We start from the raw sequence: 24,648 nt of genomic DNA, 5'->3' as shown, positions 1-24,648 counted from the left end.
CGATGAGCGGTTCTTCTTCCGCTCTGACCGGCACGGCCGAGTTTGCCGCGCAAATCGCCGCCGAGCTGAGCGAATCCGTTCGCGGAATCGATCCGCTGCAGGCGGAAGCGTTCGCCGAAGCGCTGGACGGAGCGGCGAATGTCTTTACCGCCGGCGCCGGACGTTCGGGCATGATGGGCAAAGCGCTGGCGATGCGACTGATGCATGCGGGCTGTTCGGCCCACGTGGTCGGCGAGACGTCGACGCCCGGGATCGGACCCGGCGACCTGCTTGTGATCGCTTCCGGTTCGGGCGAGACCCGGACTTTGGTTCCGATCGCGGAAAAAGCGCGCGAACTCGGCGCTTCCGTGGCCGTGGTGACGCTGAATCCCGATTCAACGCTTGCCCGACTGGCTTCGTTAGTCGTCCGGCTGCCCGGAGCTTCCAAATCCAGGCAGGACGACGATTACGCGACCATTCAACCGATGGGCTCGCTGTTCGAGCAGACGCTGCTGCTGCTCTGCGACGCTTCCGTGCTGCGGCTGATGCAGCGCCGGGAACTCGATACGCACCGCATGTACGGCAAGCATGCCAATCTTGAATAGCCTGTTTAAGACAGGCGGCTTTCCGCGGCCCGCGCTTCTTTGAAGCGCGGGCCGCTTTTTGCATTCTCCACAATTCGGAAACGGAATCCCTTTATTTTCGGCCAGAGCCGACGCAGAGGTTTCAAGAGCCCGATTAGGTTTATTTTAAAGTAGATAAATTTACTTGCTTACACCCCCCAATCCCTCCAACTTCCCCATCCCATATCAGATTACAGAAAGGGCCGGCTTCCCATGTCCAATGACACCGTTTCTGAAACCATCCGCTACAAGACACTCTCCCTGTTCGCCGAACATTTCGGAGTCTCGCCTGCACGCGTGAACGTCACACTCGATAACAGCTGTATTGTGATCGGCGCAGAGCGCTTTCTGCAGCCGCTGGTCGAATCGATGATCCTCGAAGAATCGCACGGGGCCCTGCAGTCGATGCGCGAGCTGATGGTCGGTTATCTGATGCCCGAATTGTGCCGTTTCGTCCAAGACGACTGCGATCTGAAAGTGGAATCCCAAGGATACGACTGGAACGACGAGGACCTGTCCTGCCTGATCTTCATGGTGCTCCACGAACCGGCATTCCTGCGCGAAAATATCCCCTATCCGGAACAAAACAAAATCCATCGCCATGTCGCATCGCTCACTTACGACGTACAGCGTTTTCCGGAGAAAATCTATTCGTTCTGGATGGAGCAGCGGCTGCTTGTGATCGTCAGGGACGGTACCCTGATCAAAGTGGAAAAAGCACTGATCGAAGACGGACATTCCGAAATCCTGCGCATGTCGAAACGCCGGGTCGAAAAAATCAGATTCTGCGAAGAACCTCCTTTTGACGGAATCGTCAACAGAGGCATCAAAGGTGTCTATCTCGATTGGGTCTTTCCCGACGACCGCAGTCTGCTGGTCTATGTATTCGGCAGCTCCCAGAAGATGGCTCCCTAAACTTTCGGGGCTGCGGCGGCTCTTTTTTTTGAGTATGCAAAAAAGAACCGGATCGTACGCCCCGGTTCTTGGGTCTATCCTTCGGCCGGTTATTCGTTCTCGCCCGTCGTCATTTCGATCCGGTCGATGCCCTGCACGGTGATCGTAACTTCGAAGGTTCCATTGCCAAGAGGACTCATGCGCAGCAGCCCTTTCTCCGCGAGATAACGATAGGCGAGCTTGCGCTCGGTCTCTCCGTTGATCTCGTCTCCCGTCAAAATAATCGGTTCGCCGGCAAGGTCGAACCAGCTGTCATACAGTCTGCCCAACACTTCCCGCCGAAGTCCGCGGCGTCGGTTGAATTGTCCCATGCGTTCCAAAGCCTTCTCCTCCTTCGGATGTGGATCGCGGGGCTCGTCGCTCGACATCCCAACGCAAGCCCTCACTCTCTATTACACGTTTTTGCCTTCTTTCTCTCAAAAACGCGATAGACAGCGATCAGCGGTTCAGCTTCTCCAGCAGATCGTTCAATTTATTCTCGCCGTTCGGGTCTCCCGCAAAACCGACCGCCGCCATCATATCCGCGCTGCCGTGTTCGTCTTCTTCGGAATCTTCCTTATCGGCTTCTGTCTGCGCATCTGCCGAATCTTCCGCAGGCGGCGTAAACAATCCGCCCTGCAGGAACTCGTCCAGCAGCGCTTTCTTGTCCGGATCCAGACGTCCCGGCTGCATCAGATCGCTTATCAGCGAATTGCGGTGCACCGGCCGGATAATCGGCGTATCGCCTTCGATTTCGACTTCGGCCGTCAGCTTGATTTCGCGAGAAGAAGACCCGACGCCAAGCTCGAAGATGCCGCTCTCGACGCGCCAATCCGCCGCTTCGACGTCGTAATAGGCGAAAGCTCTGCGGTCGAGCGCGAAGGATACGGTCGCCGTCTCGCCCGGCTGGAGCTCTACTTTTTCAAACCCTTTCAGTTCGCGTTCCGGCCGGTCCACCGTACTCTCGACATCGCGTACATACAACTGCACCACTTCCTTGCCCAAGGCACTGCCTGTATTCGTCACCTTCACTCTGAGCTGCAGCCCCTGCCCGGCCTTCGCATGCGCCGTTTCGAGCTGCAGCTCGGAATACTCGAACGTTGTATAAGACAAACCGAACCCGAACGGGAACAGCGGTTGCATCTTCTTTTTGTCGGAATACCGGTAGCCTACATAGAGGCCTTCCCGGTATTCCACGCGGTCGCCCATACCCGGAAAGTTCAGATAGGCCGGCGTGTCTTCGAGACGTACCGGGAAAGTCTCAGCCAGTTTGCCCGACGGACTCACCGTGCCAAACAGCAGGTCCGCGATCGCGCCGCCCAACGCCTGGCCGCCGAGATAGGCTTCCAGGAGCCCTTTGACCCCGCCGAGCCACGGCATTTCGACCGGCGAACCGTTGCTGAGCACCACGACCAGATTGGGCTGTACCTTCGACAGTTCCTCGATCAGCCGCGGCTGGTTGTCCGGCAGACGCAGATAGGTGCGGTCGTAACCTTCCGATCCATACGCATCCGGCAGCCCGGCGAACAGCACGGCAATATCCGCTTCGCCCGCAATCTTGGCCGCTTCCGCGATCAGCGACTCGTCCGTCTCGTCTTTCCTGAGGCTGTAGCCGCTTGCCGCTTGCGTAACTCACCTGCGCTTCGCCGGCCGCTTTGACGAACTCGTCGTAGATCTTGTCGAGCTTGGTCGGGATGATATGCGAGCTGCCGCCCCCCTGATAGCGCGGACGTTTGGCCAGCTCGCCGATCACCGCAATTCGGCCCGAACGCTGCAGCGGCAGCATACCGTCTTCGTTTTTGAGCAGGACCATGCTTTCCCGGGCGACTTTGCGGGCGAGGGCATGATGCTCTTCCCGATCGTACGCAGCGTTCTCCACCTTCTCCGCCGCAGTGCGCAAAACGATGCGCAGAATGCGCCCGACCGCCGCATCCAGCTTATCTTCCGGCAGCGAACCGCTCTGGACCGCATCCACGATCTTTTCCGCGCCGATTCCGCCGCTTGACGGCATTTCCAGTTCCAGTCCGGCCGCGAGTCCTTCCGCCCGCTCATTGACCGCGCCCCAATCGGACATCACGAAGCCTTCCAGCCCCCATTCTTCCTTGAGGATCCTATTGAGCAGTTCGTTATGTTCCGAAGCGTAGATGCCGTTCACCCGGTTGTACGAGCTCATGACCGTCCACGGCTGTCCTTTTTTGACCGCGCCTTCGAAGCTCGCCAAATAGATCTCCCGCAGCGTACGCTCGTCCACCACGGCATCTACCGACATGCGGCGATGCTCCTGGTTGTTGACGGCAAAATGCTTCAGCGACGCGCCGACTCCCCGGCTCTGCACGCCTTGGATATGGCTGGCCGCGATCTCCGACGACAGATACGGATCTTCCGAGAAGTATTCGAAGTTCCGGCCGCACAGCGGCGAGCGCTTGATGTTCGCTCCAGGTCCGAGCAGCACGGCCACGTTCTCCGCCTGGCATTCTTCGCCGAGCGCTTCGCCCATGCCGCGAATCAGGTCGCGGTCCCACGAAGACGCGATACCCGCTGCCGACGGGAAGCAGGTCGCGGGCACGCTGTCGCTTAACCCCAGATGGTCCGCGCCTTCCGCCTGTTTGCGCAGTCCGTGCGGACCGTCGATGACCATCACGGACGGAATGCCGAGACGTTCGGTGTCCTGGGTGTGCCAGAAGTCTTTGCCGGAACAGAGGCTTGCTTTCTCCTCCAGCGTCATTTGCGAAATGAGTTGTTGGATATCCGGCGTACCGGACGATTGGCTTAATTGAGTCATGTTGGTGCTCCTCTCTATATGGGAGATGCCGCGAAACTCTTCGTTCCTGTCCATTGTAGAGCGTTTACATCTTCCGATTCTATGAAAAAACAGACCTTTTTTGCGGATTTCGTACCTGTTCGTTACAATGGGGAAAAGAATTCGGGACAGGAGCGCTGCGGATGGAAAAACCGACAGACCGAGCGGAAGCTGCTGCCGAAGCGGCAAATGTATATTTTCAATCATCTGTATGAGGAGCTGCCACCGGAGCGTCTGGGTAAGGCTATGCGGCTGAATCCGGCTTATCTGTCGCGGCTGTGCAAAAAAGAAACCGGCATCTCCCTCTCCGCTTACATCCGCCGCGAAAAGGTCGAAGAAGCCAAACGCCTGCTGGAACTCGGCGAACACAGCTTGTCCGAAATCTGTTCGCTGCTGGGCTGGAGCGACCAAAGCCACTTCTCGCAGGTGTTCAAGACATGGGCCGGCGTGACTCCGGGTGCTTATCGCAAACGGATTCCGAAAAAAAATTAAACTTTTTTAAATATAATGCTTGCTATACGTCTGGAACTCATGGTATGATCTTTCTTGTCGACAAGAACTTGATTCTTGCGAGACACACATGAAGGACGGTAGCTCAGCGGGAGAGCACTATCTTGACAGGGTAGGGGTCATGGGTTCGATCCCCATCCGTCCTATACGAGCAGTAACGGTAAGGGTTTAGAGGTAATCACTTGATTAGTGGTCAACCTCAGACACGATTTCAAAAAAGATAACCACTATCTTGTAGTTTGAAAAAACTACAGGACGGTGGTTATTTTTTATGCTTTTAAAGTTTGCGCTCACTGAATTCAAGTCGGATCGAGAGTATCGAAATGTCTCCCCTCGTACCATCACTTCTTACTTCATGACGTTGAGTGAGTTTTACGAATACGCAATCCAAAACGAAATTTTGAACCTTGAGGACTGCACTCAATCATTGGTTAAAAGTTACTTAGTTTATTGCGGCAAGGAGAAAAACAACAACCCTACTACCGTTAACTCCAAACTTCACACGCTTAAAATCTTCTTCAACTACTTTGAGAAGGAAATGGAGATTTTCACCCAGAAGACGAATCCAACAAAACGCTTAGGATTTGCAAAAGAAGAAGTGAAAATCGAAGTATTTTCTGATGCTCAAATCAAGCAAATGCTTAACTACTTCCAACGTCTAAAATACCGTGACAAAACCTATTATGCATATCGCGGTTACTTCCTTATCATCTTCCTGCTTTCCTCTGCTTGTCGCCTAGGAGAAACCGTAAATCTTCGATGGTCTGATGTGAATCTTAGAGATCAGGTTATTACCGTTACAGGTAAAAAACGTGTTGCCTCCTCCCTTCCAATGGCTGATAAACTTAAAAAGGAATTTCTTGAATACAAGTTATTTGTAGAAACTAACTTTGCCGTCATGCCTGAATATGTATTCACTGATCGTGAAGGAAAACAACTTACGGATAATGCTTTAAAGATGATTTTCAAACACCTAAAGGAGCAGATGAATTTCAAAAACGTTCGTCTCTCTGCTCATACCTTTCGTCACACAGCAGCACACCGCATGATTATGGCTGGTTGTGACATTGGCACAGTTCAGAAGATTCTTAGACATTCGAACGTTGCTATGACACTTAGATATTTTGCACTTTGGGGAACCGCGCTTGCTGAACAAAATGAGAAGTTTAATCCACTTAACAATCTGGATATATAACGTTTATTCATTGAGATAGGTTAGCACCTGTCTCTTTTTTACGTTAAGAGTAAGCAAGTATCTATTCATTGATTCCTTTTTCTGGTATTGTTCAAGAAAAAAGCAGGAGCGATGTTACGTGAGAACAAAGATCAGCGCCTTACTAATAAGCGTCACTTTAGCAACATTAGCACCTACCACAAATCAGGTTTTCGCTAGTCCTACGTCATCTAATTATTTAAATACTCAAATAAGCATATCTGCTCCATTAACTTTCCCTGAAATGAACCGACTATATAATCATATTTATTATGCTGACTTCTTTCATCAATCTGAAAAACTCGGCTTATTGCTGTACAGTGTAAATGACACTCTGGATTCTGCATTCAAAGAAATAAGAGATTCTGACAAGAATACGGAACAAAATTATGTCCAAACTCGACTTAAAATCTTAAGTGACACTAGAAATTCATTATCTAAAAGATTGCAATATATCAACGATGCTAAAGTGAAAGAAACATTGGGTAATTACCTCAAAGCAATTAATGCTTACAAAACAGCTAACTCTTATTTGAGCAAATTTTATATCAATCCTACTCAATACAATTACAGCATGTATGTCTCAAATGCAAAAAAAGGAGCAGAACTGGCTTCTAGCGCTTCGCTTATAGCTAGTGAAAGATATGAGTTTTATATGGGTCTGTCATTGGAAATGGCAAGCCCAAATAAATAGAAATTGATAATCCCCTTGTTATCTTTGACAAGGGGATTATATTCTAATGTGCTGTATTAAATCATACGTAATCAGACGTTACCTACTCAAAGGATATATTCTTCTCCCCTGAATAGATAACATCCGATTCATGTATTGTTTAATAGATCTCGTTCGTTAGATGTAACCAGCATCTCGAAGCATACGTTTGAACTCGATTCTTTTACTTGTAGATGTACCTGTGGTTCCTTTATCGGTATAGATTCCAATAAGCTCATAATTTTCATCACGATTTATTTCTCTTTCAAAATAGCTTTTTTGACTATCAAAACTGTTTTCTTAATCTTTAGAACTAGTACTGACTTTACAATATGCTATCGCTCGTATATTCATATGATACACCTCTAGAAATAATTAAATACTTTTATTTTTTATTGTATAATATATTTTTACTTCTATGTTGGACATCATTCCTTCGTCTTATTTTCGAAGTCTGATCTTTATCACCTATTTTTAATTTATATATTTTAATTATAATAAAGATTCTTACCTTTTTAAGCCTTTTGCATACATAAAAAGAGCTTCTTTAAAGAAGCTCTTACTCAATAAAACAATTACTAAATTTATAACTGATATATTTTACGTACCGTATCAAGGTTTAAAAATTCTCTCTTATAATTATAAAAAGAAGCAGGCTTTATATTGAATTGTTTCGCTATTAGATTCTCATCATCACTGCTCATTTTATTTTTAATCAGCTTTCCATCAGCATTAAATAATATGGTCTTTAGAATACTTAACATTCCACTTTTTCTGATGTTTATAGCAGTAAAATTAACATAGTCAAGCACTTCTTCTACGGTTTTCAGTCTTCTAAGTATTAAATGAGAACTTGCTTTCATATCTTCGTTCTTCAGATTCGTACCCCCTGATCTGAAAATATATTCGTTGTTTGCTAAGCTTATCTCCGTATACTTTGCGTTTTCAGACGCCTCGCCGTTCTTATATTGATAGATGTCTTCTCTTGCTGCATCTCTAAGCAAGTCTATTAGCTTCCGCGAAACCTCTAATTTTCTCTCTCCTGCTTTATCGTCGATTAAAGGAATGAAAGTACTTTCTTCTGTTCCTATCAGATCAACTTTTTTAAGGTTTAATATCTCAGAATAACCTGTACCCATTATTCCCTCAAACAAGCACTGTACTATTGCACTATCTTGAGCATTAACTAGATCTGCTACAGTAATATCTATGCGGAATTTAGTAAAAAGCATACTCTCTGAATTATCTACGAGAGTCAAATAGTAATCTTCTCCTGCAACTGTATCAAGAGGGTTTAAATTGTTGTCTCTTAATCCTTCACTTATAGCCCAACGAATATAATAACGTACTACCATAAAAGAGCTTCTGGCAGAACCTAACGTACGTGCACCTAATGCTTTTATAAGTTTTTCACATTCACTCAAACTGAAGTTATACAGATCTTTATTCGAATTTTCTTCTAGATAAGCTGCCCTTTTTAATACTCTTTCAGCTACAGGCTTTGAACCTTCGTTCAAAGTATCTAAATACCTCAATTTTAATGACTCATTAAAAAATGTATCTGAGTAAATTTTATTTGACACTACCGCTACCCCCGATTAACTTCTCAGCGCAATCCAAAACATTGTTTCTAACTTTTTTCGTGTTAATTCCACGAGCATCATTTATTACGCTGCTTAACTCTTTATCATTGAAATCAAAGGTGTTTTCAATATACTCTTTAAGCTCACTAAGCTTCTTATCATTACTTTGAAAATATTTTGCTATAGCTAAGTAAATAATGAATGATAGTGGATTAGTATAACTGTCTCGATAACCATTGGGATTGTCTAAGAATTCTTCTTTATAAGACCCAACTAGATAATCAAAATAAGTTTGCAGATATTCTGATAGATCTATAGCCTCTAATCTGGTTGTAGGTTTAAATATTCGATCTATTCCCCAACTCATTAGATCGAAAGTAGTTAACTGATTAGCAGCTTTCGATATATCTGAAGCCGAAGCTATTCTCCCTTGTCCTAAGCTGGATTTTTTCTGTAGATTAGCCACAGTTACATCGCTAATACGTTCAGCCAATAGCTCTTTTCTTCTCTCTTTTTTAACAGGATTTATGGTATTAATTTGGCCAAAAAATCTCTTAGCTGTATCCAAGTCGTAAGAACGTATAGAGAGTATCATTTGTTGATTTAGTTCGGGATTCTGTTTATAAGCTCTGATACCACCCTGGAGACGGTGAAATCCATCTAGTATCGATATCGTTGCGCCTTCGTTTATAGTAAGCTCCTGGCTCTTTTCATTATATTCGATAGGCTCTACTTCTTTTGAATAAACATTTAGAGTAATCATATCTTCTAAGTAAGTTTCATTAACCATATTCTCAGCAATGTTTTTAACGCTACTTATTTTCACGTCTGGAACAGCAATGACCCCATCTGTAGTCTTTCTAAACTTCGCACTACGCTGTGTTTCATAATCATAAGTAATCAGCTTAGATTCAAACATTTGAGCCAAGTAGTGCATGCTTATCTTCGTGATGAAGCTTTCGTAATTTATCTTTATGACTTCGGACAACACTATCGGCAGCTTAATCTCATCGTTGTCGTCTTCTTTTACTTTGGCGCTTCTGATTGCTGAATTGATTTCTTGCTCTGTGAAGAATTCTTTTGGGTCTATATTGCTGTCATTAGTTACGTTGTACATTGCCTGGGTAAGCAAGCACAGCTCCCATCCGGCTAGTTCACTGATCTTCCTCACAAAGTCAGTGAATGTTCCGATATCCATTCCCCAATCCATGAATTGGTTATCGACCTTATGTATTTTTGTTCTGCTTCGTTTTATTTTTTTAATAGGTTCATTTAAATGCATTTCTAGCTCAACTCTTTGCTTAAGCATATTTGTCCCTCCTTACATCGTTTCATATTGTATTATACATATGTATTTCATCATTTTATAATGTTAATTTATTAGGCGGAGTTTTCGAAGTTGAATTTTCATGAAATCAGCCTTTCATAACAATACAAAAAAGACTAATAGAGAACGAGAAACTTATTTTTCTGTCTACCGTTTGTAAATAATCAGAAGATATCTTACAATTTGGAGGCGTAGCAATTCACCAAGTTGATTGGTAAAGGAGAGTCTTCCGGTGGCAGACGAAAAGAACGATTTAAACGTACTATTTTGGAATGTTAAAGTAGCCAAGGAAAATAGCAACAATGGACAAGATAGCAGAAGCAAAAGGTTGAAAGCTGAATCCGATAGACAAATAGAGTCTATCATCAAGGCGCTCAAAGAGCTTGACACGCAACACAAATTCGACCTTATCATACTTGCAGAATGTAATAATAAAGATGTCAGAGATAGAATAGAAACAGAATTGTTTATAACTCAAAGCAAACAAACTAAAAATTCCATGCAAGATAAACCCAGTAAAGTAGCAATTTTTCATCGCTTGAATTCCGATATGATTGATCCGACAGAAGAAGTTCTGAGGGGAAGATATACTCTGTTACCTATTACTATGCCTAAAAGACGCTTCTTGTTGACTGCGGTACATTTACCTGCACAATATAACACTCCTCATCGCGTGCTTAAAGAAATGGCAAATAAAACGAAGCATGAAATCTTTCGATATGTAAGCGAACTTGAAATCCCCGTAGATGGAATAATAGTTGCAGGCGATTTTAACATGGACCCCTTTGATACTGGTATGGTGGATAATGATTCTTTCGATACTACAATGGATTTAGCTTCAGCAGTCGAAGTCAATACTGGAGAGTTCGATGTGTTTGTAGGTGGAAAAGTATTTGAGATGGAAGATAGTTCAGATTGTGCCGTAATAGAAGGAACGACAGTTGTAGTCAAAAGAAGAAAGACACAGCGGTTTTACAATCCTTCTTGGTCGCTGCATGGAGGTATTGAAGAGGATGCTGCCCAAGGAACGTATTATAAAGAGAGCGGAGCCAATAATAATATTAAGGCTCATATGTTGGATCAGGTAGTGTTTACTTCAAATTTAAATGATTATTTTGATTATAATGCTTTTGAGATCGTTACGCGTTATAATGAAACTAAAGAAGGCAGTTTAATAGATAAGCATAAGCATCCTAAGTCTAAATCAAAAAAGCACGCATATTCCGATCATTTACCAATAAGATTCCGTTTCTCATTCGAGGGGATTTGAAAGGAGTAGAGCAGATATGAATACAAGGAAACCAGTAGGTAGTGATGTGTCGCCCTCAGTGACTCGAAGAAGTAATACTATAAATCAATTGTTTGATGAACATGGACAACATTTAGGCATTCTTGTTAATGGAAGGTTCGTCCAAAAATTAAGACATAAACGCAATCAAAGAGGTTGGAAAACACGTTCTAGATTGGCGAAAACAGAACAAAATAAACCTAAAAACCTTTATTATAAGATTGCCCCCCCTTATCTTCCTTCAAAAGAGCAAGATCCTGTGCACACTGAAGACATTAAAGTAAAAGACGCAATAAATGCCAGTCATGTTGCAGAAGCACTTCAACAAGTTATCAATGAAGCAACAACCAAACTTAAAAATTCTTATTTAGAACTTAAAGAAATAGGAGGCGTTCCTGGAAAGCGTACGACAATAATCGATTTAGTAAAAGACAACTCTTCAAGATCATACCTAGCAGAAGTGACATACAATAAGGGAGCTAATCCGTTCCCAATTATTTTCGATGATGCAGACGAGATTCAAGAGTCACTAGATAGTATTGAAGATCTTAAAGATGTAGTAGCCGACTGGCTGGAAGAATTTATAGAGGATCGGATATCTGCTGAGTATTTAATCACTTCTTCACGCATCTAAATTATATGGAAAGCTGAGTCGCTTTTAATCGAGCGGCTTTTTTGTTCTGATTCCGAAGAAATATATATCAATTCAAGTCATTTTTTTATTTTTGTGTCTTTTCAATAAAAATTTTGTTACATGATCCTGTGTAAGCATACGACAAAATAGTTGGTTGGACTTGATATAAAAATTGTTGTCGCCATACTTGCGCCTACTCCTGTATTAGTGTTGCTGATATACTTACTTAAAAGACTTCTAAGCGGGAGGTTTATATGGATCGGTTAGAAGCACATTTCAATTCTTTTTTGTACGAGATGGAAACAACGAAGATCTTTTCTGAAGACATGGAGAGCAGTATTGATAAGATAATAAAAGAAAACCCTGCAAGGCCATTTAACATCTATCGAGACAGTGATGTTTCCGGCATAGTAATACGTAACCAATACATCTTTAACCTTCATAAACGCTCTACACAATTATCTTTTGGATACCCGTCTTTGCTTAGACAGTCTTTATTGATTGCGTGTATGACTCAATTGGAATTGACTTTGACGTCTATATGCGAAGAGCTGAAGTCTAGAAATTTACAAGGATTTAGGTTTAGTCGAAAAGCAGAAGGATCGACTATAAAGAAGTGTTTGGACGCTATAAGTAGAGCAATATTAATGACTAAGCTAACCCATGATAATGCAGCTCTTTTAGAAGACCTGTATTTATATTTTAATATCCGCAATATTATGGTTCATAAATCAGGGTATCTTTCTGAGTCAAATAGCAAAGATGTTGCTTTAACTCAACAAATCGAGCGTCACTCGCTGTTTGCGTCAAACGATATTTTGATAGATGCGCGAAAAAAAATTATTATATCCTCTTTCTTTTCCAAGCAAGTTATTGAAGACTGCATCCGCTTAATGACTATGCTGAGAGAAATATTCAAAGAAAACAACCAATTTAGAGACGATCAGATTCGAGTGTTCATACAGCAGTATCCTATTATAGAGAAATAGTAGAATTCAATTAGAATAATATATTTTTGAAAGGCGACTAAAAAAATTGAAAGTCGTCTTTTCGTCATATACTTGCCCTATTAGCTACGCAATTTTTGAGAGATGACAAGGTTAATATCTAATGAGAAGGAGCGGAAGTAAATGAAGAAAAACGGCATAGATGCGGATAAAATATTTGAAGATTTTGATCAAGTAATAGAGTCTTTAAACTCAACTGAATTCTCAACTTACGATCACGTATCGTTCTTAGAAGAAATAGGAACAATGATAAAGGGATTTGAACCTCATCTTGAAGATAATGATCAGTATAAAAGAGTCTTAAACAAGCGCATTGTTTCCACATTCAACTCCATTGTTTTGATGTGGACAAATGAACAATATCACGACGCTATGGCTTTGTTACGTAGCATACTAGACTTTGCTGCGAGACTTTATCAATATCACACTGATGAACAAACAATAACGAGAGAGAAAAGGGATGCTTTTAAGTTTTTAGGAACAGGCACAGGTGTATCTTCCGCGTCTAAATCATTAGAAGAAATCGAAGATTATGTGTCATTTGCAAACGCTATGCTGTCAGACTTTGTTCATCCTGGGGTTGTGTCTTTACTAATGATGGAAGACACACATAAAGAGGGTCGAAGTCAGCTCATGGAGATGATGGCATTTTCAATTTTGCCCGCTATCAGGGCTTTTGTAGGAGAAGTTTATGAAGATCTGAAAGGCGGTGAAGATGCCTTATCTATGACACATCTATCGAAGTCGATTCACCTTCTTAAACAATATAAAACCATCGAAGGAAGTCCGCTTATTACAGAAGAGCAGCTAAAGATGCTTAGCGAAAATGATATATTTTCTTCTAGCGGTTCCGGTATCTTAGTAAAGCGCTTCTTTGATGAATTTGCAAAAGATCCTTCAAAATTTTCTTACTTTATTGGAGAGATAGAGTTTAATGATTCAAGCCAAAAGGATAAATAAGTCGAAGTAAATAGAATTTGACACATTAGACAGGAGGTATAAAGAATGCAGGGAAAGCTATTATTTGAACTCCCTGTTTATCGTTTGAGCAAAGAAGCCTTTAGAGAAGAGACTGATAAGGTTTTGGCTAAACGTATACCTGAAAGTATCAAAGACGACGAAGCCTTATGTAGAGAGCTTAGAAGGATGTATAAGCATCCTTATCACTATAATGAGGCTGTGGGCTGGATTCAAATTTATGCTGACGGGATTCAGCTTGTAGCGTATTACTACTTTGTTGTGAGTGATAGAGTTAGAAGAGGATTTAAGAAGAAGTATGAGCATAGAGGAAAGGCGTTTGAGATGGGAACGTTTATGGGTCAGACTAATGAAGACATCTTGGCTGGACTGTTTGACCGCATATCGAGTCTGAGCCACTATGAGCCATTCAAAGGCTATGTCATTAGCACAGATCCATTGAAGAATGTAGGTGCCTATGTAGATTGGAAGACACTGATCAACTCGAATAAGCAAGCACAATTATAAAAAATAAGACATTGAGCGTTAATCGCGCTCTTTTTTATTAAGAAAATAACAAAAAAATGATTAATAAAGCTGCTATGAGGCTAAAAATAATAACTTGAATTTTCAAGAGAAAAACTATTATACGTAAGTTGCTATAGAAATAAGTCCGAAGTTAATCTTCTTGACTAAATTCATCTTTTTAGCTTCTTTAACAATCGCATTATCTGAAGCGCTAAGAGCAAGTTGCTTTATTTTGCTAAGCTTGCCTTCTACGTTCTTCACAGCCTCCAATAAATCATCTTCGTCTAGCAGCCTACTGCTCCCTTTGTCATTTGTATATTCTCTTACTTTGTTAATCTCTCCGAGCAAAATGACTACCGCCGTTTCAAGATCCTCATTACTCATATATTTTCTCTCCTCTTCATGAAAGATTAGTTTGATAAGAACTTATCACACTTTGCCAAAAACGATTATATAGACTGTAATCCCTGTTACTTTATACCTCTTCGGTTAGCAAACTCCTCACGAAGCTCTATTACTCTTGTCAGAGGACTTGTTCCGTAAATTTTCAAATCTTTCAGTTCGACACTCTTGAGTCTCTCTAAGTGCGTTTCTGGACTCCCCCAAAAGGTAGCTATGTTTAGACAATAATCCACTGGAAATCTATATATTAAGAGATCTTCGCGCATCATATTAGACATATGGTCGTCAGAAAAGTTTTCTTCGTTTCCGCAGCAGATGAATACTCTTGTGGTGTCTAAAGCCCTAAAACAATCAATCGGTATCGACCACCCCTCTGTAGTTAATAAAAGCTGGCTCAAAGGAATCTGTGTACTCCAGTGTTCCATTATCCGTCTTTTTATGTTTTTACTTATGCCAATATAAATTTGGCAATAAGCATCCAAAACCATTATATAATATCCAGATACATTGCTTAGGGAGTTCATGTCTTCAATTTGTACAAAATCATTTTTCTCTACTAATTTATTCAGCTCTTTATTGAACTCATCTTTCGACAATGACTGAAAGTAATTCATATTAAGAGTGAACTTATTTAGGAGTTTCTCAACCCCTTTCGCTAGCTCATCTGAAGGTAGATTAGTCATTGCTTTAGTGCCTGTCGGAATATAGTTGTTTAAGGTAAGTCTCGATCCGCCTTCTTTATTGCGCAGCTTTATCCCCAAATGCGTATTCACATGCCTTACCCTCCTTCACGTCATTTAAAAAAGTAATTCAGATATAAGTCTCTCAATATCTTTACGCCTCAAAATACTCGCTATAAAATGATAGTTTCCTCGATCAAGTTGTTAGCGTTACTTTCCAGACTGGGTGAGAGTCTAGCAATCTTTCTTTTTCTCTTCTATATATTTCTCTAAAATAATTCATTCTTAAATGACCTTCGATTAGGTGAAATGGCGTACCCATAGCCTCACCATCTCTCCCCCTTTTACGATCCTGATTCTTAAAAACTATAATAGGGACAGGCCAAGTAGAATGCTCAAGCATGTGCTTTTGTAGCCAAGAGGGGTCATATCTCTCGTACAACTGATAACCAAGTCCATCAAGAAGCTCGTTGTCGCGGTATGAATTTACGTCGCTATAAATCTTATCCTTATCCCAGAATTCTTTCTCAAATCTCATTTTTCTAAAATCGAGAAAACTATAATCGTCTATGTCGGAATAGTGCCTATAAATCCAATGTTCAAGAACGCAGTCGGGGAAATGAGGTAAAAGCTGCTTAGCACGATGCCGGTACTTTGCAAAAGGTTCTTTATACAGGGTATCATTCCCTACAGGAGCAAGCGTGACGATCAACTCATTATACTCATCATCATTCATGTCTCTACTCACCACTCCAATTCGGTTATGTTTTCTCTTTTATAAAAGGCTAACTTTATTGTGTTTCTTCGTCCTGAATAATTTGAAATATGGGGATGTCTTCGATATTACCTTTTTCGATTTCTTGCGCTATCCCCTTATAATAATCTGAAAGTGCTGCATACATAGTAAGTGTTTTATCGTAATCTGGCTCGAAATCATCTCTGAAGTGAAGTAACGGATAGTCACTAACTACATCCTTATACATTGCTATTTGCGCTAAGACCAAATCAATAAATTTCAACAACTGAAAATGAACATCTCGGTCAAGCGTTAGATCAAAAAACCAAGTATACGACTGCTTGTTGGCTTCGCTTAGCTCAAAATGTCCAAAAGCTGAAACTATGTTTGAATGAGCGAATGTCTGATTTATCTCGCTCTTAATTTCTCTCAGCCTATCCGAATGCTCTTTATAATGTGACTCGATCCATTTGTTTGCTTTCGATTTTGCATTTTGTTTAGCTCTTGGCTTGTCTAAGCTATCCTTTTCAATGAACGTATTTATATCTGTTTGTTTTAAAGCATAACAGGCCATAATTGAAGCTTCGATTGATAGTCGCGCGTTAAAGTTTGATTGTGCCGCGTGTTTTCTCAAAGTTGAGAGAAGATAGAGATATAAAGCATTGTTAGACTGAGAAAGGAAGCCTGCAAAAACCCACGCATCAATCTGCAGGACCTTAGGAAATGTCCAAGAAAGCTTTAATACGTCGATTGCTATATCGAGCAGGAATCCATAATTTTCTTGAGCTCTTTTGATGATATCGTGTTCTTCTTGCGAAATCATTTCAATATTGAACACTTCTCCTCAGCTCCTACCTTTATATAAGCAAAAAAACACTTTTATTATTTCCTATTATATAGGTGTTGCTGGTCGGCATATTCATTAAGCAAATCAATCGCCTTACTCAATTTATCCTGCATGTCTACCTGTGCAGAAACATTGTAGAACCGATCATTGTTAGGCGTTGTTTCGATTGCTTTTTGGGCCGCTTCGATAAAGCTCAGGTTATTACTTGAGATCTTATTCAAGTCTTTTAGGATTTTCTCGATCATTTCGCATCGCCTCCAGGTCTCTTTAGCGAAGATAATTCAGACTCGAATTTCGATATCGCCTTTATAGCTGCTGGACTCATCATTTTATAGATATCAGACTTTTCTCCATGCTTAGTTTCTAATTCGTCCAGCCTACTCTTGTTTGTTTCAAGATTACGTTCAAGCCAATCGATCCGCTTCAGCCGTCTTTTTCATCGTATTTTTCTACATCTTTAATTCCCCATCTGTCTTCAATGAAATCTCGAATCTCACTCAGCGCAGAAGGGTCATTGTTGATATTGTCCAATATGTATCCCCTGATAGAGACCACCATATTTACAACTTTATCTTCTTCATTAATCTTGTGTCTTCCCACAGGCTATCCACATCCTTAAGAGACTTAGTTCAATCCAAGTTATTCCCTTCTTCATCTACCTGCTTAGTCCCGCCACCAAAGCTCCAACCGTTTGATTCCACGAAATCAATGAACTTATCTAAAAATTCATCGTGATCCACATCACCCACATCTGCGAAAACCGATCCTTTGATTTCAATTCCTTTTTGCATTTTCTTTTCTCTCCTCTTTTCTTTACGAAAGAATTGTTTGATTAAACCTTAATACTGTGGCTTGTACAAGTACTCATCCACCACATCTTGTCCGTGCGAAAAGTTGCCTGTTTTTGATGTCAGCCAGGCATAGGGACAACCTCTGACTCTTACTTCCTCTTTAAGATTCGTTAGAGAATTGGAGGCTAATATTTTCAGGCTGTCGCCTCTATGGTACTTTGCTTGAAATTCGTATTCCCACATGTCTTCTATTCGATTCAGGTCAATTTCCACGACAGGTTTGCGCTTTTTTCTTTTTCTATCTAACTTTTCTCTTTCTTCATTAACTTCTTTTATAAATACACGATATTTTTCGTCGTCCAACAATATGTCATTGCCAGTCAATTCATCGTTTCCTCCTCTGAATAAAAGTATTATTTCTTTAAAACCACTTCAAAGATTTCTCCGCACTTTAAGAACTCTTTATCCGTTTCCACGACAAACCCTCTTAATTCACCTTTAACTCTGATAATATGATTCACATCGATTAGGATTCTACTTGATACAGACTTTTTATTTAAGATTCTATTTAGCAGCTTTGTAGGTGGTGCAAAGAGATTAAGGTAATATTGTAAGCCGAGAGGATAAATGAACTCGTCGTAGTCTTTCAGAATGTCTAATTCATAGTCATCATTTTGGTTTTTCGAAAGGAATCCGCAACGCCTGAACGCGCAATAGTCATATAGTAAATCGAAGACACCTTCTTTTGCTTCGCTATCTTGGAGATCAAATCTTACCCAATCTTCTATGAACTTTCCTCGATCTTCCCTGTACTTTTGCTTTAGTAAGCCTACAGTCTTTTGATTGAACTTGTCATCATAGCCTTTAATGTAGCTGATTGTTAGATTGTCTTCTCCATACAACTCTCTTCTTATCACCACATCGTTGCTAGCGGTCAAATGAACTGGCAATTTATCGATTATAAAATATGGCATTGGCATCGCCCTCCTAACCGATAGTTAAGCATTTGTAGTAATAAATACCTTAGTCCGCTTTTCGTCACCTCTAATTACTAAGCCAAAAGGATGTTCGTATAGTTCGGCATTCTTTAAACCTCGTTCGAATGTTCCAGCAGCGGTCTTATACATTTTATTGCTGCTCTCATTGATATTACACACTGCATAAGCCACCTTCATTTTATCATCTCCTCTGCTAAATGATTCGCTCTTTAGTATGTATTTTCCTTTATCACTTGTTCCAGGATATTGCTATAAAAAAAGTCCATCATTAAGATGGACGGTTCTATGAATATGCTAACTAGTATGCTCTTGTGTACTTTAAAACATGGATGTTATGTTTCCAGTCGTCTTATTCACATAATACCAATTATATGTTGCGGTATGTCCTGTTTCTTCATCATCCATGACTACCTCATATACATGAACTACATAGTTGTTACCTTCCATATGATCTACCTCGACATAAATAGACGGATCATCATATCCGTATTTAGCTTTGACGAGTTTGACCGCCTGAGCCTGAGTGATTGAAGTGTCTTTAGGTTGTTTTCCGATATAAAGCCCGCCATTTTTCAACGCTACTTCTTGACCGATTGCAGAACTTACTGGACGTACAGGCACATATGTAGTTCCATTATAAGTGATTGTTTTTGTTTCACTTTTCTTTACGAGATTAAAGTAAAGTGGCATATTTGTAATGGCTACTTGAATACTTTGTGTATTAGCAGCTAGAGCCGCTGATCCTGTAACCATAGTACCAATTAGAATACCCACAACCAATCCTTTTAACTTGTCCTTCATCCGCAATCCCCCCGTTTCATTTTCACAGATTCGTTTTATTGAATTAGTACCTTTCATAACTTCAAAATGCAATCAAAGACAGTAGTATTTCGGGACATCATTCCTCGAACACTATTATCTTTGATTGCATTTTAATTGAACGATGAAAGAGCTATTTTATTCAGCGCTTTTTATAAAGTTTTTCAAAGCTAATACAAATTTCTCTCTTATATGAGACGGTAGCGTTATGGTTTTATGTAGCTTTTCTAAATAGCTAGCAGGAACAACTACCATAGAGCCATCAATTCGATTAGCTTTTAGAATAATATTGCTTGGCGGGCTAGTAAACAACAATGAGCAATTTACGGTATATTGGGGTATTGTATTTCCTTCTGGTGTCCTGATATTCTCGACCTTAATAACCTTAAAATTATATAGACTCATAATTATCCCTCCCTCACTTTGAATAAAATAGTTCTTTCATCCATTCATAAATCTATGCTTAAAAAAATTCAAGTCATCTGGATGGACAACTCCGTCTGTGTTTTCTGCATCGTAAAGTTTTCCTTTGTAGAAAACCACAACATGCCCATGATACCTGTCTCTCTTATGTTTTAGGTCAAAATACTTGTGAAAATTGCTGCTCCACATTAACTCTCCTTTCCCTGTAGCTTCAATAAGCCGATTTGCGAATTTAGCGCAACCGCCTTTATTAATTTCTTCAACGGAGCTATATTCCCCTGGCGTTAACAAAGCATCTCTAATTAAAGCGGCCTCTTCTTTCATTGTCTTCCACTCCTCCTAATAACAATCTTTACCTACACATTTTACCCTTCCTTCTACGTTCTCCAATCGGCTCCAACCATCACGTCAGGATCTCGCTTAGAACGACGCTTAAGCGGATATCTGTGTCCTGATTCGCGTTTAGGAGCGTCCTTATATTTTCTAACTGCCGCTGCGTGGAACGCGCACATTGTAGTAGTCTCTAAGGGGTTTTCACAGTAGATGCATTGACCGTTCTCTTTGCGTCTTTTACGAAGCTCTCGCATTGCAGCAGCGGCGTTAGAATTAGGCACTGTCGTTCATCTCCTTGATCAAATAATCATTTTATAAAAGTCTACTTATACATCGTTTCTGAAACGTTTTACTTCTCTCATCTCTTTCTGTCTTAATTCTTCTATAATCTGCTCTAGCTTTTGATCGCTTATATTGTGTTCATCAAGGAATGCCTCATGTCGTAAATGCCAATATTTCATTCTGATATCTCTGAGTTCAATATTTTCAATGCGACTTATCTCTTCTTGGTTCAAAATCTCCTTAAACTGCTCTTTTTCGCTTAAGTGGTTTTTATTCATAGCTATTTCTCCTTGTATTTGCCGTTGCTCGTACAAAGACGATAAACTTCCCTAGTTCGCTCCTAGACATGTCTGTTTTCCAGCCTACGCTCAGCCACGATCTACTCTGAGTATGCGACTTTTGATCGTTTCCCCACCAATTTTCAAATTTATAAGCGCTCGGAGGTAAAGGCTTTTCTGGGCTTAGCCTTTGGATCAAATTGTTCATCTCTGAATAGAAAAGAGTTGCTTTATCCTTTTTCACCTTTGCTAAGTATTCACCTATGCAGTCATATTTAGAAGCCAATTCAATCATTCCCCCTTTTCTGCATATTATCATAGAGAAAAATTTCTAACTAGTAAGCGAAAGTATAGGTTTCGATGTATAGGTTTGTGGCATATTTTTTAAATAAAAGTCCTACTCCGTAATCGACAAGGCTCGCACTCCTATTAGAGTGCGAGCCTTGTCGATTACTGTTTTTTTACCTATGTTTTTATATTATTTCATCTCTCTCGTTAAAAGCTACACCTGATTCTATCAAAACCTTTTTTGCCGCTTCAAGATCCATCTTTTCTTTTGGATATTGAGCCGTTTCATTATTTTCTTTAGTAATTCGAATAAAATAGTTCATCGCATAACCTTCTGCAGCTCCTTTTCCATACCTGTGCGTTACAAACTCAATCTGTTTCACAGAGCTGAATTTAATATCTTGTTTACTTTTATAAGCAATTAGTATTTCTCCCTCACTGGTTGCTGAGATCAATTTATAATCTGCTTCTTTCACAACATAAACCTCCTTCCTATAATCATCATGTGTATTACATTTTTGTTTAAAGAGGAGTTTTATAAAACCCTTTTGTAAAAGTCTTTTAATGCTTGTATGCCTTGTTTGTGTTCTTCAGGATCTCCAGAAACTTTAATATTAATTTTAAATCCTCTTGCATTCTTCTCTTTAAAAATTCGCTTAGAACCGTCTGTAAATTGCTGCATGTTATAAATCTCGTCACAAAATATGATTTGTTGAATTGGTGGCTCTTTGTTCATTAAAACTCCTTCATTAGAAATTTGACTCTACATCACATTATATATTAATTAAAATATTTGTACATATTTATTTTAATAATCTACGATTTAAAAAATATACAGCTCAAGAATTGAATAGTACTTATTTATCTTATCTGAACTGAACTTTTAGTATAAGTATTGGAATCAAGAACAAGAAATTGATATATAATTTAAGATTAGAAATTCAGGTTATATATCTTAGATTCAAGCTGAACAAATAACGAGCAGAAAATGTAAGGTTTATTCTTTATAGCGACAAGCAGTCATAATAATCTTTACCAATACAGTATAGAGTAAATGAGCTAGAGTAAGAATTTGAGGATATTAAAGATCAAACTATACTAGTCGTGACGATGTAATAGCTTTGATCCAATTACTTATAGTTGATAAAGGTGTGTGAATATCAGATAGAAAGATGAAGAGCAGGATAAAATGTAAGCAGTGTATAGCCAGCATGTCTACATTAGATAAAAGTAAGTATTGTAGTTACAGGTTTGTCTTACGATGCGATGTAAAATCAAATTGTAGGCGGGGTATAGCAAAGGCGAACGAAAGAGTTTCCGACAGTTCCGCTCCGTTTTGAAATCATCCACAGTTGATAGATCCGGTAAGTGATCCGGCTGCCGAACACCGTCAAAACCCAGTGTTTCCGGGCTTCTTTACCCTGCAATCCTCTTTTTCAGGTATCCACAGCCCTATATGCCGGGGGGATATTTGAAATCCGGCAGGGCATCCCAAGCGCGGAATAGAGCATAAGCACTTCCATTTCCACAGCACGGTTTAAAATTAGCCTTTCTACTTGTAACCTTTTTGTAACTTTTTGATTAATTTGTATCGCTATTTGCATCGTGATCGCATCGTAAAAGCCTTATGTATCAAGTGTTTCTATTGGTAACATAATTGTAACTATTTTGATTACAGGTTATTTTAGCCGATTTTCTCCCTTATCAACAGTCGAAAACCGCGTCACATCAACGTTTTTGCGATGCAAATGCCTATTTTACCTCCTATTTTTCAAAAAATCTTACTCCCGCAAGGCTTTCTCCGTTTTCACGCCTTTTTAGCGATGCAATTTTAGAAAAACCTCCACCTACTAACAATTAATATTCTTACAACATTTTATTGAGGATTTTGAGAATCACAAAAAATTACTCAGGTAGCCTTTTTAATCTTATAATTATTCAATAACGTATCATTAGAGTAACTGCTTTTGAATATTAAAAATTCTGGAATCTCAACAATCAAGAGACGCCAGAATGCAAGCTTTGCTTTAAAATACAGCATATAATTACTCCTTAGACCTACTTGTAACCAGTGCGTTCAGTAAACTCATAGTAGTTCCAACTATTAAATAAAATTTATGATCAATCTCATCCCATTCTTTATGTAATACAAATAAATTTCCTACCAAAAAAACTACCATTGTTACTACAAAAAATTTAATAAAATTCATTAAGAATATTTTTAAATCTATTTTATTTCTCAACGTCTTTACCTCCTTAATTTTTGAACGCGCCAAGACAGATTTCTATTTATAGTATATCAGATAAATGATTAATAAGAATTTAAAATCTATGTTACATTCATTTACCAGTAACATTTCTCTTATAAATTATAATAAGAGATCCAGCCTCAACAAATCAAGGCTGGATCTTTTATCATAAAAGAACTTTTATTCTACATATCCCGGCAACGATCTTATAGGGTTTGTCCGTCCTTTTAGATATTTAAAACCTGGTTCTGAGTAGTACAGAGTATCAATTTGATTAGCAACAATTACACTTGGGGCAACTGCAGAGTTCTTCTGACCGTATCTCTGTTTGTAATACACTGTCTGAACATTATCTGCAACGAATAAAGTAGCCATAGCTCCTATCGCAGCCGCACCAAGTTTGTATGCTCCTGGTGCGTAGTCAACCGCTATTAAAGATAGTGCCCCAACTACACCCGTAAGAGTATACCTTGCTATAGACGAGGATCCTTCTTTCCAAGAATTATATACCCAAGGTTTTACAGGAGTCCCATTGTAACTGTCCATAGTGGTGAAGCTATCTCCTCGATCAGAGTGGATAGCCGGTATTCCTGAGACAATGGGCTCAATACTCTTTACACTTTGTGCTTCAGAAGAAATGACTCCGCCTTGGTCCGTAGTAAGTTTAATAAGAGAATTTTCACTATCTATGGTAGTGTCTTGAGTGCTGAATTCAACGAATTCTCCATTAGCCTCTTTTTGGTAAATAATGCTATGGATTTCGGTAAAATCTTCATTTGAGTGCTCGTCCACTTTGTAAGTGATGCCCTCACTCTCATAAGTATAAACGAGATGTAAATCCCCCGGATTCCCTTCCAAAAAAACGAAGTTTTGTTTCTCTGGTGTCATCTGATCTACCTCGACTGCGGATGTTATAGGTGCCGCTGAAGTAAGCACAGGACTAACTAATCCAAAACATAAAGCAGAAGATATAACCGATATCATTACTTTTTTCATAGTAAACTCCTTTTGTAATTTATTTTAGGAAAACTTAATTCCTAATTAAACCCTACTACTTCTTTTTAATTTTGTCAAATTGCTGTATTTTTTCTATTTTCTTCCTATGTTAGTTCCATATTGTTTTTAAGCATTTTAAATCTATTGAATTAAAAGAATAAATTAATTTGTTATCTCTGTTAAAAATCCCTTCCATCTATGCTCTATGCTGTACTCACTTATATAAACGAGAAGAACACAGTATAAGTTTGCTAAAATTTTGTTATAAAAAATCAATTTATTATTCAAAAAAGATTTATTTCTCTCACAGTAAATCTTAAACAACTGATCTATTTTTTAGATTTGAATCAATTGGCACTATATTGAGCCTTTAGAGTACTGAATGCAACAAAAAAGCCGCTCGATCATCTCGAACAGCCTCTATCTTTCATA

At 40.1% G+C, this 24,648-nt stretch carries 31 protein-coding genes, 1 tRNA gene and 1 pseudogene; 11 read left to right on the top strand and 22 right to left on the bottom strand.

The features are described from left to right. Positions 1-2 precede the first annotated feature (2 nt). Together hxlB and HOP44_RS01780 are read left to right on the top strand one after the other, a co-directional pair. Complete coding sequence (gene hxlB / locus HOP44_RS01785; protein WP_172250011.1) at positions 3-584, top strand: 6-phospho-3-hexuloisomerase; 582 nt, start codon at positions 3-5, stop codon at positions 582-584. Between the two features lie 231 nt (positions 585-815). Next, entirely contained in the window at positions 816-1,517 is a 702-nt protein-coding gene (locus HOP44_RS01780; RefSeq protein WP_172250009.1) for a Na-translocating system protein MpsC family protein, read from the top strand. 89 nt (positions 1,518-1,606) lie between these two features. Here HOP44_RS01780 and HOP44_RS01775 read toward each other — a convergent pair whose 3' ends face one another. Together HOP44_RS01775 and HOP44_RS22665 are read right to left on the bottom strand one after the other, a co-directional pair. After that, positions 1,607-1,876 carry a hypothetical protein gene (locus HOP44_RS01775; RefSeq protein WP_172250007.1) on the bottom strand — a complete coding sequence of 90 codons (270 nt, stop codon included), beginning with the start codon at positions 1,874-1,876 and terminating at the stop codon, positions 1,607-1,609. 118 nt (positions 1,877-1,994) lie between these two features. After that, positions 1,995-4,317 (bottom strand): annotated as a pseudogene (locus HOP44_RS22665) (beta-glucosidase). A gap of 207 nt (positions 4,318-4,524) precedes the next feature. Here HOP44_RS22665 and HOP44_RS01765 point away from each other — a divergent pair. From HOP44_RS01765 to HOP44_RS01750, 4 genes are all read left to right on the top strand, one after another. After that, positions 4,525-4,827 (top strand): helix-turn-helix transcriptional regulator, encoded by a 303-nt coding sequence (locus HOP44_RS01765; RefSeq protein ID WP_172250005.1) that lies wholly within the window; start codon positions 4,525-4,527, stop codon positions 4,825-4,827. 92 nt (positions 4,828-4,919) lie between these two features. Further along, positions 4,920-4,991 (top strand) — tRNA-Val (locus tag HOP44_RS01760). A gap of 125 nt (positions 4,992-5,116) precedes the next feature. Further along, positions 5,117-6,040 carry a tyrosine-type recombinase/integrase gene (locus HOP44_RS01755; RefSeq protein ID WP_172250003.1) on the top strand — a complete coding sequence of 308 codons (924 nt, stop codon included), beginning with the start codon at positions 5,117-5,119 and terminating at the stop codon, positions 6,038-6,040. Between the two features lie 118 nt (positions 6,041-6,158). Continuing rightward, on the top strand, positions 6,159-6,752 hold the full coding sequence (locus tag HOP44_RS01750; RefSeq protein ID WP_172250000.1) for a hypothetical protein: 594 nt from the start codon (positions 6,159-6,161) through the stop codon (positions 6,750-6,752). Positions 6,753-7,354: 602 nt separating this feature from the next. On the opposite strand, the gene HOP44_RS01745 is transcribed toward HOP44_RS01750, so the two are convergent. Both HOP44_RS01745 and HOP44_RS01740 read right to left on the bottom strand, forming a co-directional pair. After that, positions 7,355-8,353: a phage lytic cycle repressor MrpR family protein gene (locus HOP44_RS01745; protein ID WP_172249998.1), complete on the bottom strand. Its 999-nt coding sequence runs from the start codon at positions 8,351-8,353 to the stop codon at positions 7,355-7,357. Continuing rightward, a complete protein-coding gene (locus tag HOP44_RS01740) occupies positions 8,343-9,662 on the bottom strand; it encodes a DNA sulfur modification protein DndB (RefSeq protein ID WP_172249996.1) in 1,320 nt (439 codons plus the stop codon). The genes HOP44_RS01745 and HOP44_RS01740 overlap by 11 nt, the downstream gene beginning before the upstream one ends. 250 nt (positions 9,663-9,912) lie before the next feature. Between HOP44_RS01740 and HOP44_RS01735 the strand changes: the two genes are divergently transcribed. The 5 genes from HOP44_RS01735 (at position 9,913) to HOP44_RS01715 (ending at position 14,094) form a co-directional block, all read left to right on the top strand. Further along, positions 9,913-10,950: an endonuclease/exonuclease/phosphatase family protein gene (locus HOP44_RS01735; RefSeq protein WP_172249994.1), complete on the top strand. Its 1,038-nt coding sequence runs from the start codon at positions 9,913-9,915 to the stop codon at positions 10,948-10,950. A gap of 16 nt (positions 10,951-10,966) precedes the next feature. Then, on the top strand, positions 10,967-11,602 hold the full coding sequence (locus HOP44_RS01730) for a hypothetical protein (RefSeq protein ID WP_172249992.1): 636 nt from the start codon (positions 10,967-10,969) through the stop codon (positions 11,600-11,602). Positions 11,603-11,856: 254 nt separating this feature from the next. Further along, positions 11,857-12,591: a hypothetical protein gene (locus HOP44_RS01725; protein ID WP_172249990.1), complete on the top strand. Its 735-nt coding sequence runs from the start codon at positions 11,857-11,859 to the stop codon at positions 12,589-12,591. A gap of 141 nt (positions 12,592-12,732) precedes the next feature. After that, positions 12,733-13,569: a hypothetical protein gene (locus HOP44_RS01720; protein WP_172249988.1), complete on the top strand. Its 837-nt coding sequence runs from the start codon at positions 12,733-12,735 to the stop codon at positions 13,567-13,569. A 45-nt stretch (positions 13,570-13,614) separates the two neighbouring features. After that, complete coding sequence (locus HOP44_RS01715; protein ID WP_172249986.1) at positions 13,615-14,094, top strand: hypothetical protein; 480 nt, start codon at positions 13,615-13,617, stop codon at positions 14,092-14,094. A gap of 117 nt (positions 14,095-14,211) precedes the next feature. On the opposite strand, the gene HOP44_RS01710 is transcribed toward HOP44_RS01715, so the two are convergent. From HOP44_RS01710 to HOP44_RS01630, 18 genes are all read right to left on the bottom strand, one after another. After that, positions 14,212-14,478, bottom strand: coding sequence for a hypothetical protein (locus HOP44_RS01710; RefSeq protein WP_172249984.1), 267 nt, complete (start codon positions 14,476-14,478; stop codon positions 14,212-14,214). Positions 14,479-14,564: 86 nt separating this feature from the next. Then, positions 14,565-15,269, bottom strand: a complete 705-nt coding sequence (locus HOP44_RS01705) for a hypothetical protein (RefSeq protein WP_172249982.1) — start codon at positions 15,267-15,269, stop codon at positions 14,565-14,567. A 103-nt stretch (positions 15,270-15,372) separates the two neighbouring features. Then, positions 15,373-15,912, bottom strand: a complete 540-nt coding sequence (locus tag HOP44_RS01700) for a hypothetical protein (protein ID WP_172249980.1) — start codon at positions 15,910-15,912, stop codon at positions 15,373-15,375. 55 nt (positions 15,913-15,967) lie between these two features. Beyond that, positions 15,968-16,750, bottom strand: coding sequence for a hypothetical protein (locus HOP44_RS01695; protein ID WP_172249978.1), 783 nt, complete (start codon positions 16,748-16,750; stop codon positions 15,968-15,970). 44 nt (positions 16,751-16,794) lie between these two features. Then, the gene (locus HOP44_RS01690) at positions 16,795-17,004 is read right to left on the bottom strand and encodes a hypothetical protein (protein WP_172249976.1); all 210 of its coding nucleotides are present in this window, start codon (positions 17,002-17,004) and stop codon (positions 16,795-16,797) included. A gap of 178 nt (positions 17,005-17,182) precedes the next feature. Continuing rightward, a complete protein-coding gene (locus tag HOP44_RS01685) occupies positions 17,183-17,359 on the bottom strand; it encodes a hypothetical protein (protein WP_172249974.1) in 177 nt (58 codons plus the stop codon). Positions 17,360-17,388: 29 nt separating this feature from the next. Then, positions 17,389-17,550 (bottom strand): YggL 50S ribosome-binding family protein, encoded by a 162-nt coding sequence (locus tag HOP44_RS01680; protein WP_172249972.1) that lies wholly within the window; start codon positions 17,548-17,550, stop codon positions 17,389-17,391. A gap of 48 nt (positions 17,551-17,598) precedes the next feature. After that, positions 17,599-17,934, bottom strand: coding sequence for a hypothetical protein (locus HOP44_RS01675; RefSeq protein WP_172249970.1), 336 nt, complete (start codon positions 17,932-17,934; stop codon positions 17,599-17,601). A gap of 29 nt (positions 17,935-17,963) precedes the next feature. Next, the gene (locus tag HOP44_RS01670; RefSeq protein ID WP_172249968.1) at positions 17,964-18,524 is read right to left on the bottom strand and encodes a hypothetical protein; all 561 of its coding nucleotides are present in this window, start codon (positions 18,522-18,524) and stop codon (positions 17,964-17,966) included. Between the two features lie 342 nt (positions 18,525-18,866). Beyond that, positions 18,867-19,349, bottom strand: coding sequence for a hypothetical protein (locus HOP44_RS01665; RefSeq protein ID WP_172249966.1), 483 nt, complete (start codon positions 19,347-19,349; stop codon positions 18,867-18,869). Between the two features lie 156 nt (positions 19,350-19,505). Then, the gene (locus HOP44_RS01660; protein WP_172249964.1) at positions 19,506-19,772 is read right to left on the bottom strand and encodes a hypothetical protein; all 267 of its coding nucleotides are present in this window, start codon (positions 19,770-19,772) and stop codon (positions 19,506-19,508) included. A gap of 36 nt (positions 19,773-19,808) precedes the next feature. Beyond that, positions 19,809-20,114 carry a hypothetical protein gene (locus HOP44_RS01655; protein ID WP_172249962.1) on the bottom strand — a complete coding sequence of 102 codons (306 nt, stop codon included), beginning with the start codon at positions 20,112-20,114 and terminating at the stop codon, positions 19,809-19,811. Between the two features lie 335 nt (positions 20,115-20,449). Beyond that, positions 20,450-20,683 carry a hypothetical protein gene (locus HOP44_RS01650; RefSeq protein WP_172249960.1) on the bottom strand — a complete coding sequence of 78 codons (234 nt, stop codon included), beginning with the start codon at positions 20,681-20,683 and terminating at the stop codon, positions 20,450-20,452. Continuing rightward, on the bottom strand, positions 20,676-20,978 hold the full coding sequence (locus HOP44_RS23220; RefSeq protein WP_425501781.1) for a DUF7662 domain-containing protein: 303 nt from the start codon (positions 20,976-20,978) through the stop codon (positions 20,676-20,678). Before HOP44_RS23220 ends, HOP44_RS01650 begins: the two co-directional genes overlap by 8 nt. 178 nt (positions 20,979-21,156) lie before the next feature. After that, positions 21,157-21,447, bottom strand: coding sequence for a hypothetical protein (locus HOP44_RS01645; protein ID WP_172249958.1), 291 nt, complete (start codon positions 21,445-21,447; stop codon positions 21,157-21,159). A gap of 59 nt (positions 21,448-21,506) precedes the next feature. Continuing rightward, positions 21,507-21,707, bottom strand: coding sequence for a hypothetical protein (locus HOP44_RS01640; RefSeq protein ID WP_172249956.1), 201 nt, complete (start codon positions 21,705-21,707; stop codon positions 21,507-21,509). A gap of 1,309 nt (positions 21,708-23,016) precedes the next feature. Continuing rightward, positions 23,017-23,214, bottom strand: a complete 198-nt coding sequence (locus HOP44_RS01635) for a hypothetical protein (protein ID WP_172249954.1) — start codon at positions 23,212-23,214, stop codon at positions 23,017-23,019. A 186-nt stretch (positions 23,215-23,400) separates the two neighbouring features. Further along, positions 23,401-24,216 (bottom strand): hypothetical protein, encoded by an 816-nt coding sequence (locus tag HOP44_RS01630; protein ID WP_172249952.1) that lies wholly within the window; start codon positions 24,214-24,216, stop codon positions 23,401-23,403. Positions 24,217-24,648 lie beyond the last annotated feature (432 nt).

It is taken from the genome of Saccharibacillus deserti, from assembly GCF_013618475.1.
In the GTDB taxonomy this organism is placed as follows: Bacteria; Bacillota; Bacilli; order Paenibacillales; family Paenibacillaceae; genus Saccharibacillus; species Saccharibacillus deserti.
The sequence above is the reverse complement of the archived record's forward strand: the minus strand, read 5'-3'. Positions and strand labels throughout refer to the sequence as shown.

Coding starts and splice junctions, on each gene's coding strand:
- hxlB (WP_172250011.1), top strand. CDS start 3: ATGAGCGGTTCTTCTTCCGCTCTGACCGGCACGGCCGAGTTTGCCGCG.
- HOP44_RS01780 (WP_172250009.1), top strand. CDS start 816: ATGTCCAATGACACCGTTTCTGAAACCATCCGCTACAAGACACTCTCC.
- HOP44_RS01765 (WP_172250005.1), top strand. CDS start 4,525: ATGTATATTTTCAATCATCTGTATGAGGAGCTGCCACCGGAGCGTCTG.
- HOP44_RS01755 (WP_172250003.1), top strand. CDS start 5,117: ATGCTTTTAAAGTTTGCGCTCACTGAATTCAAGTCGGATCGAGAGTAT.
- HOP44_RS01740 (WP_172249996.1), bottom strand. CDS start 9,662: ATGCTTAAGCAAAGAGTTGAGCTAGAAATGCATTTAAATGAACCTATT.
- HOP44_RS01730 (WP_172249992.1), top strand. CDS start 10,967: ATGAATACAAGGAAACCAGTAGGTAGTGATGTGTCGCCCTCAGTGACT.
- HOP44_RS01725 (WP_172249990.1), top strand. CDS start 11,857: ATGGATCGGTTAGAAGCACATTTCAATTCTTTTTTGTACGAGATGGAA.
- HOP44_RS01720 (WP_172249988.1), top strand. CDS start 12,733: ATGAAGAAAAACGGCATAGATGCGGATAAAATATTTGAAGATTTTGAT.
- HOP44_RS01715 (WP_172249986.1), top strand. CDS start 13,615: ATGCAGGGAAAGCTATTATTTGAACTCCCTGTTTATCGTTTGAGCAAA.
- HOP44_RS01710 (WP_172249984.1), bottom strand. CDS start 14,478: ATGAGTAATGAGGATCTTGAAACGGCGGTAGTCATTTTGCTCGGAGAG.
- HOP44_RS01700 (WP_172249980.1), bottom strand. CDS start 15,912: ATGAATGATGATGAGTATAATGAGTTGATCGTCACGCTTGCTCCTGTA.
- HOP44_RS01690 (WP_172249976.1), bottom strand. CDS start 17,004: ATGATCGAGAAAATCCTAAAAGACTTGAATAAGATCTCAAGTAATAAC.
- HOP44_RS01680 (WP_172249972.1), bottom strand. CDS start 17,550: ATGCAAAAAGGAATTGAAATCAAAGGATCGGTTTTCGCAGATGTGGGT.
- HOP44_RS01670 (WP_172249968.1), bottom strand. CDS start 18,524: ATGCCATATTTTATAATCGATAAATTGCCAGTTCATTTGACCGCTAGC.
- HOP44_RS01665 (WP_172249966.1), bottom strand. CDS start 19,349: ATGAAGGACAAGTTAAAAGGATTGGTTGTGGGTATTCTAATTGGTACT.
- HOP44_RS01660 (WP_172249964.1), bottom strand. CDS start 19,772: ATGAGTCTATATAATTTTAAGGTTATTAAGGTCGAGAATATCAGGACA.
- HOP44_RS01655 (WP_172249962.1), bottom strand. CDS start 20,114: ATGAAAGAAGAGGCCGCTTTAATTAGAGATGCTTTGTTAACGCCAGGG.
- HOP44_RS01650 (WP_172249960.1), bottom strand. CDS start 20,683: ATGAATAAAAACCACTTAAGCGAAAAAGAGCAGTTTAAGGAGATTTTG.
- HOP44_RS23220 (WP_425501781.1), bottom strand. CDS start 20,978: ATGATTGAATTGGCTTCTAAATATGACTGCATAGGTGAATACTTAGCA.
- HOP44_RS01640 (WP_172249956.1), bottom strand. CDS start 21,707: ATGAACAAAGAGCCACCAATTCAACAAATCATATTTTGTGACGAGATT.
- HOP44_RS01630 (WP_172249952.1), bottom strand. CDS start 24,216: ATGAAAAAAGTAATGATATCGGTTATATCTTCTGCTTTATGTTTTGGA.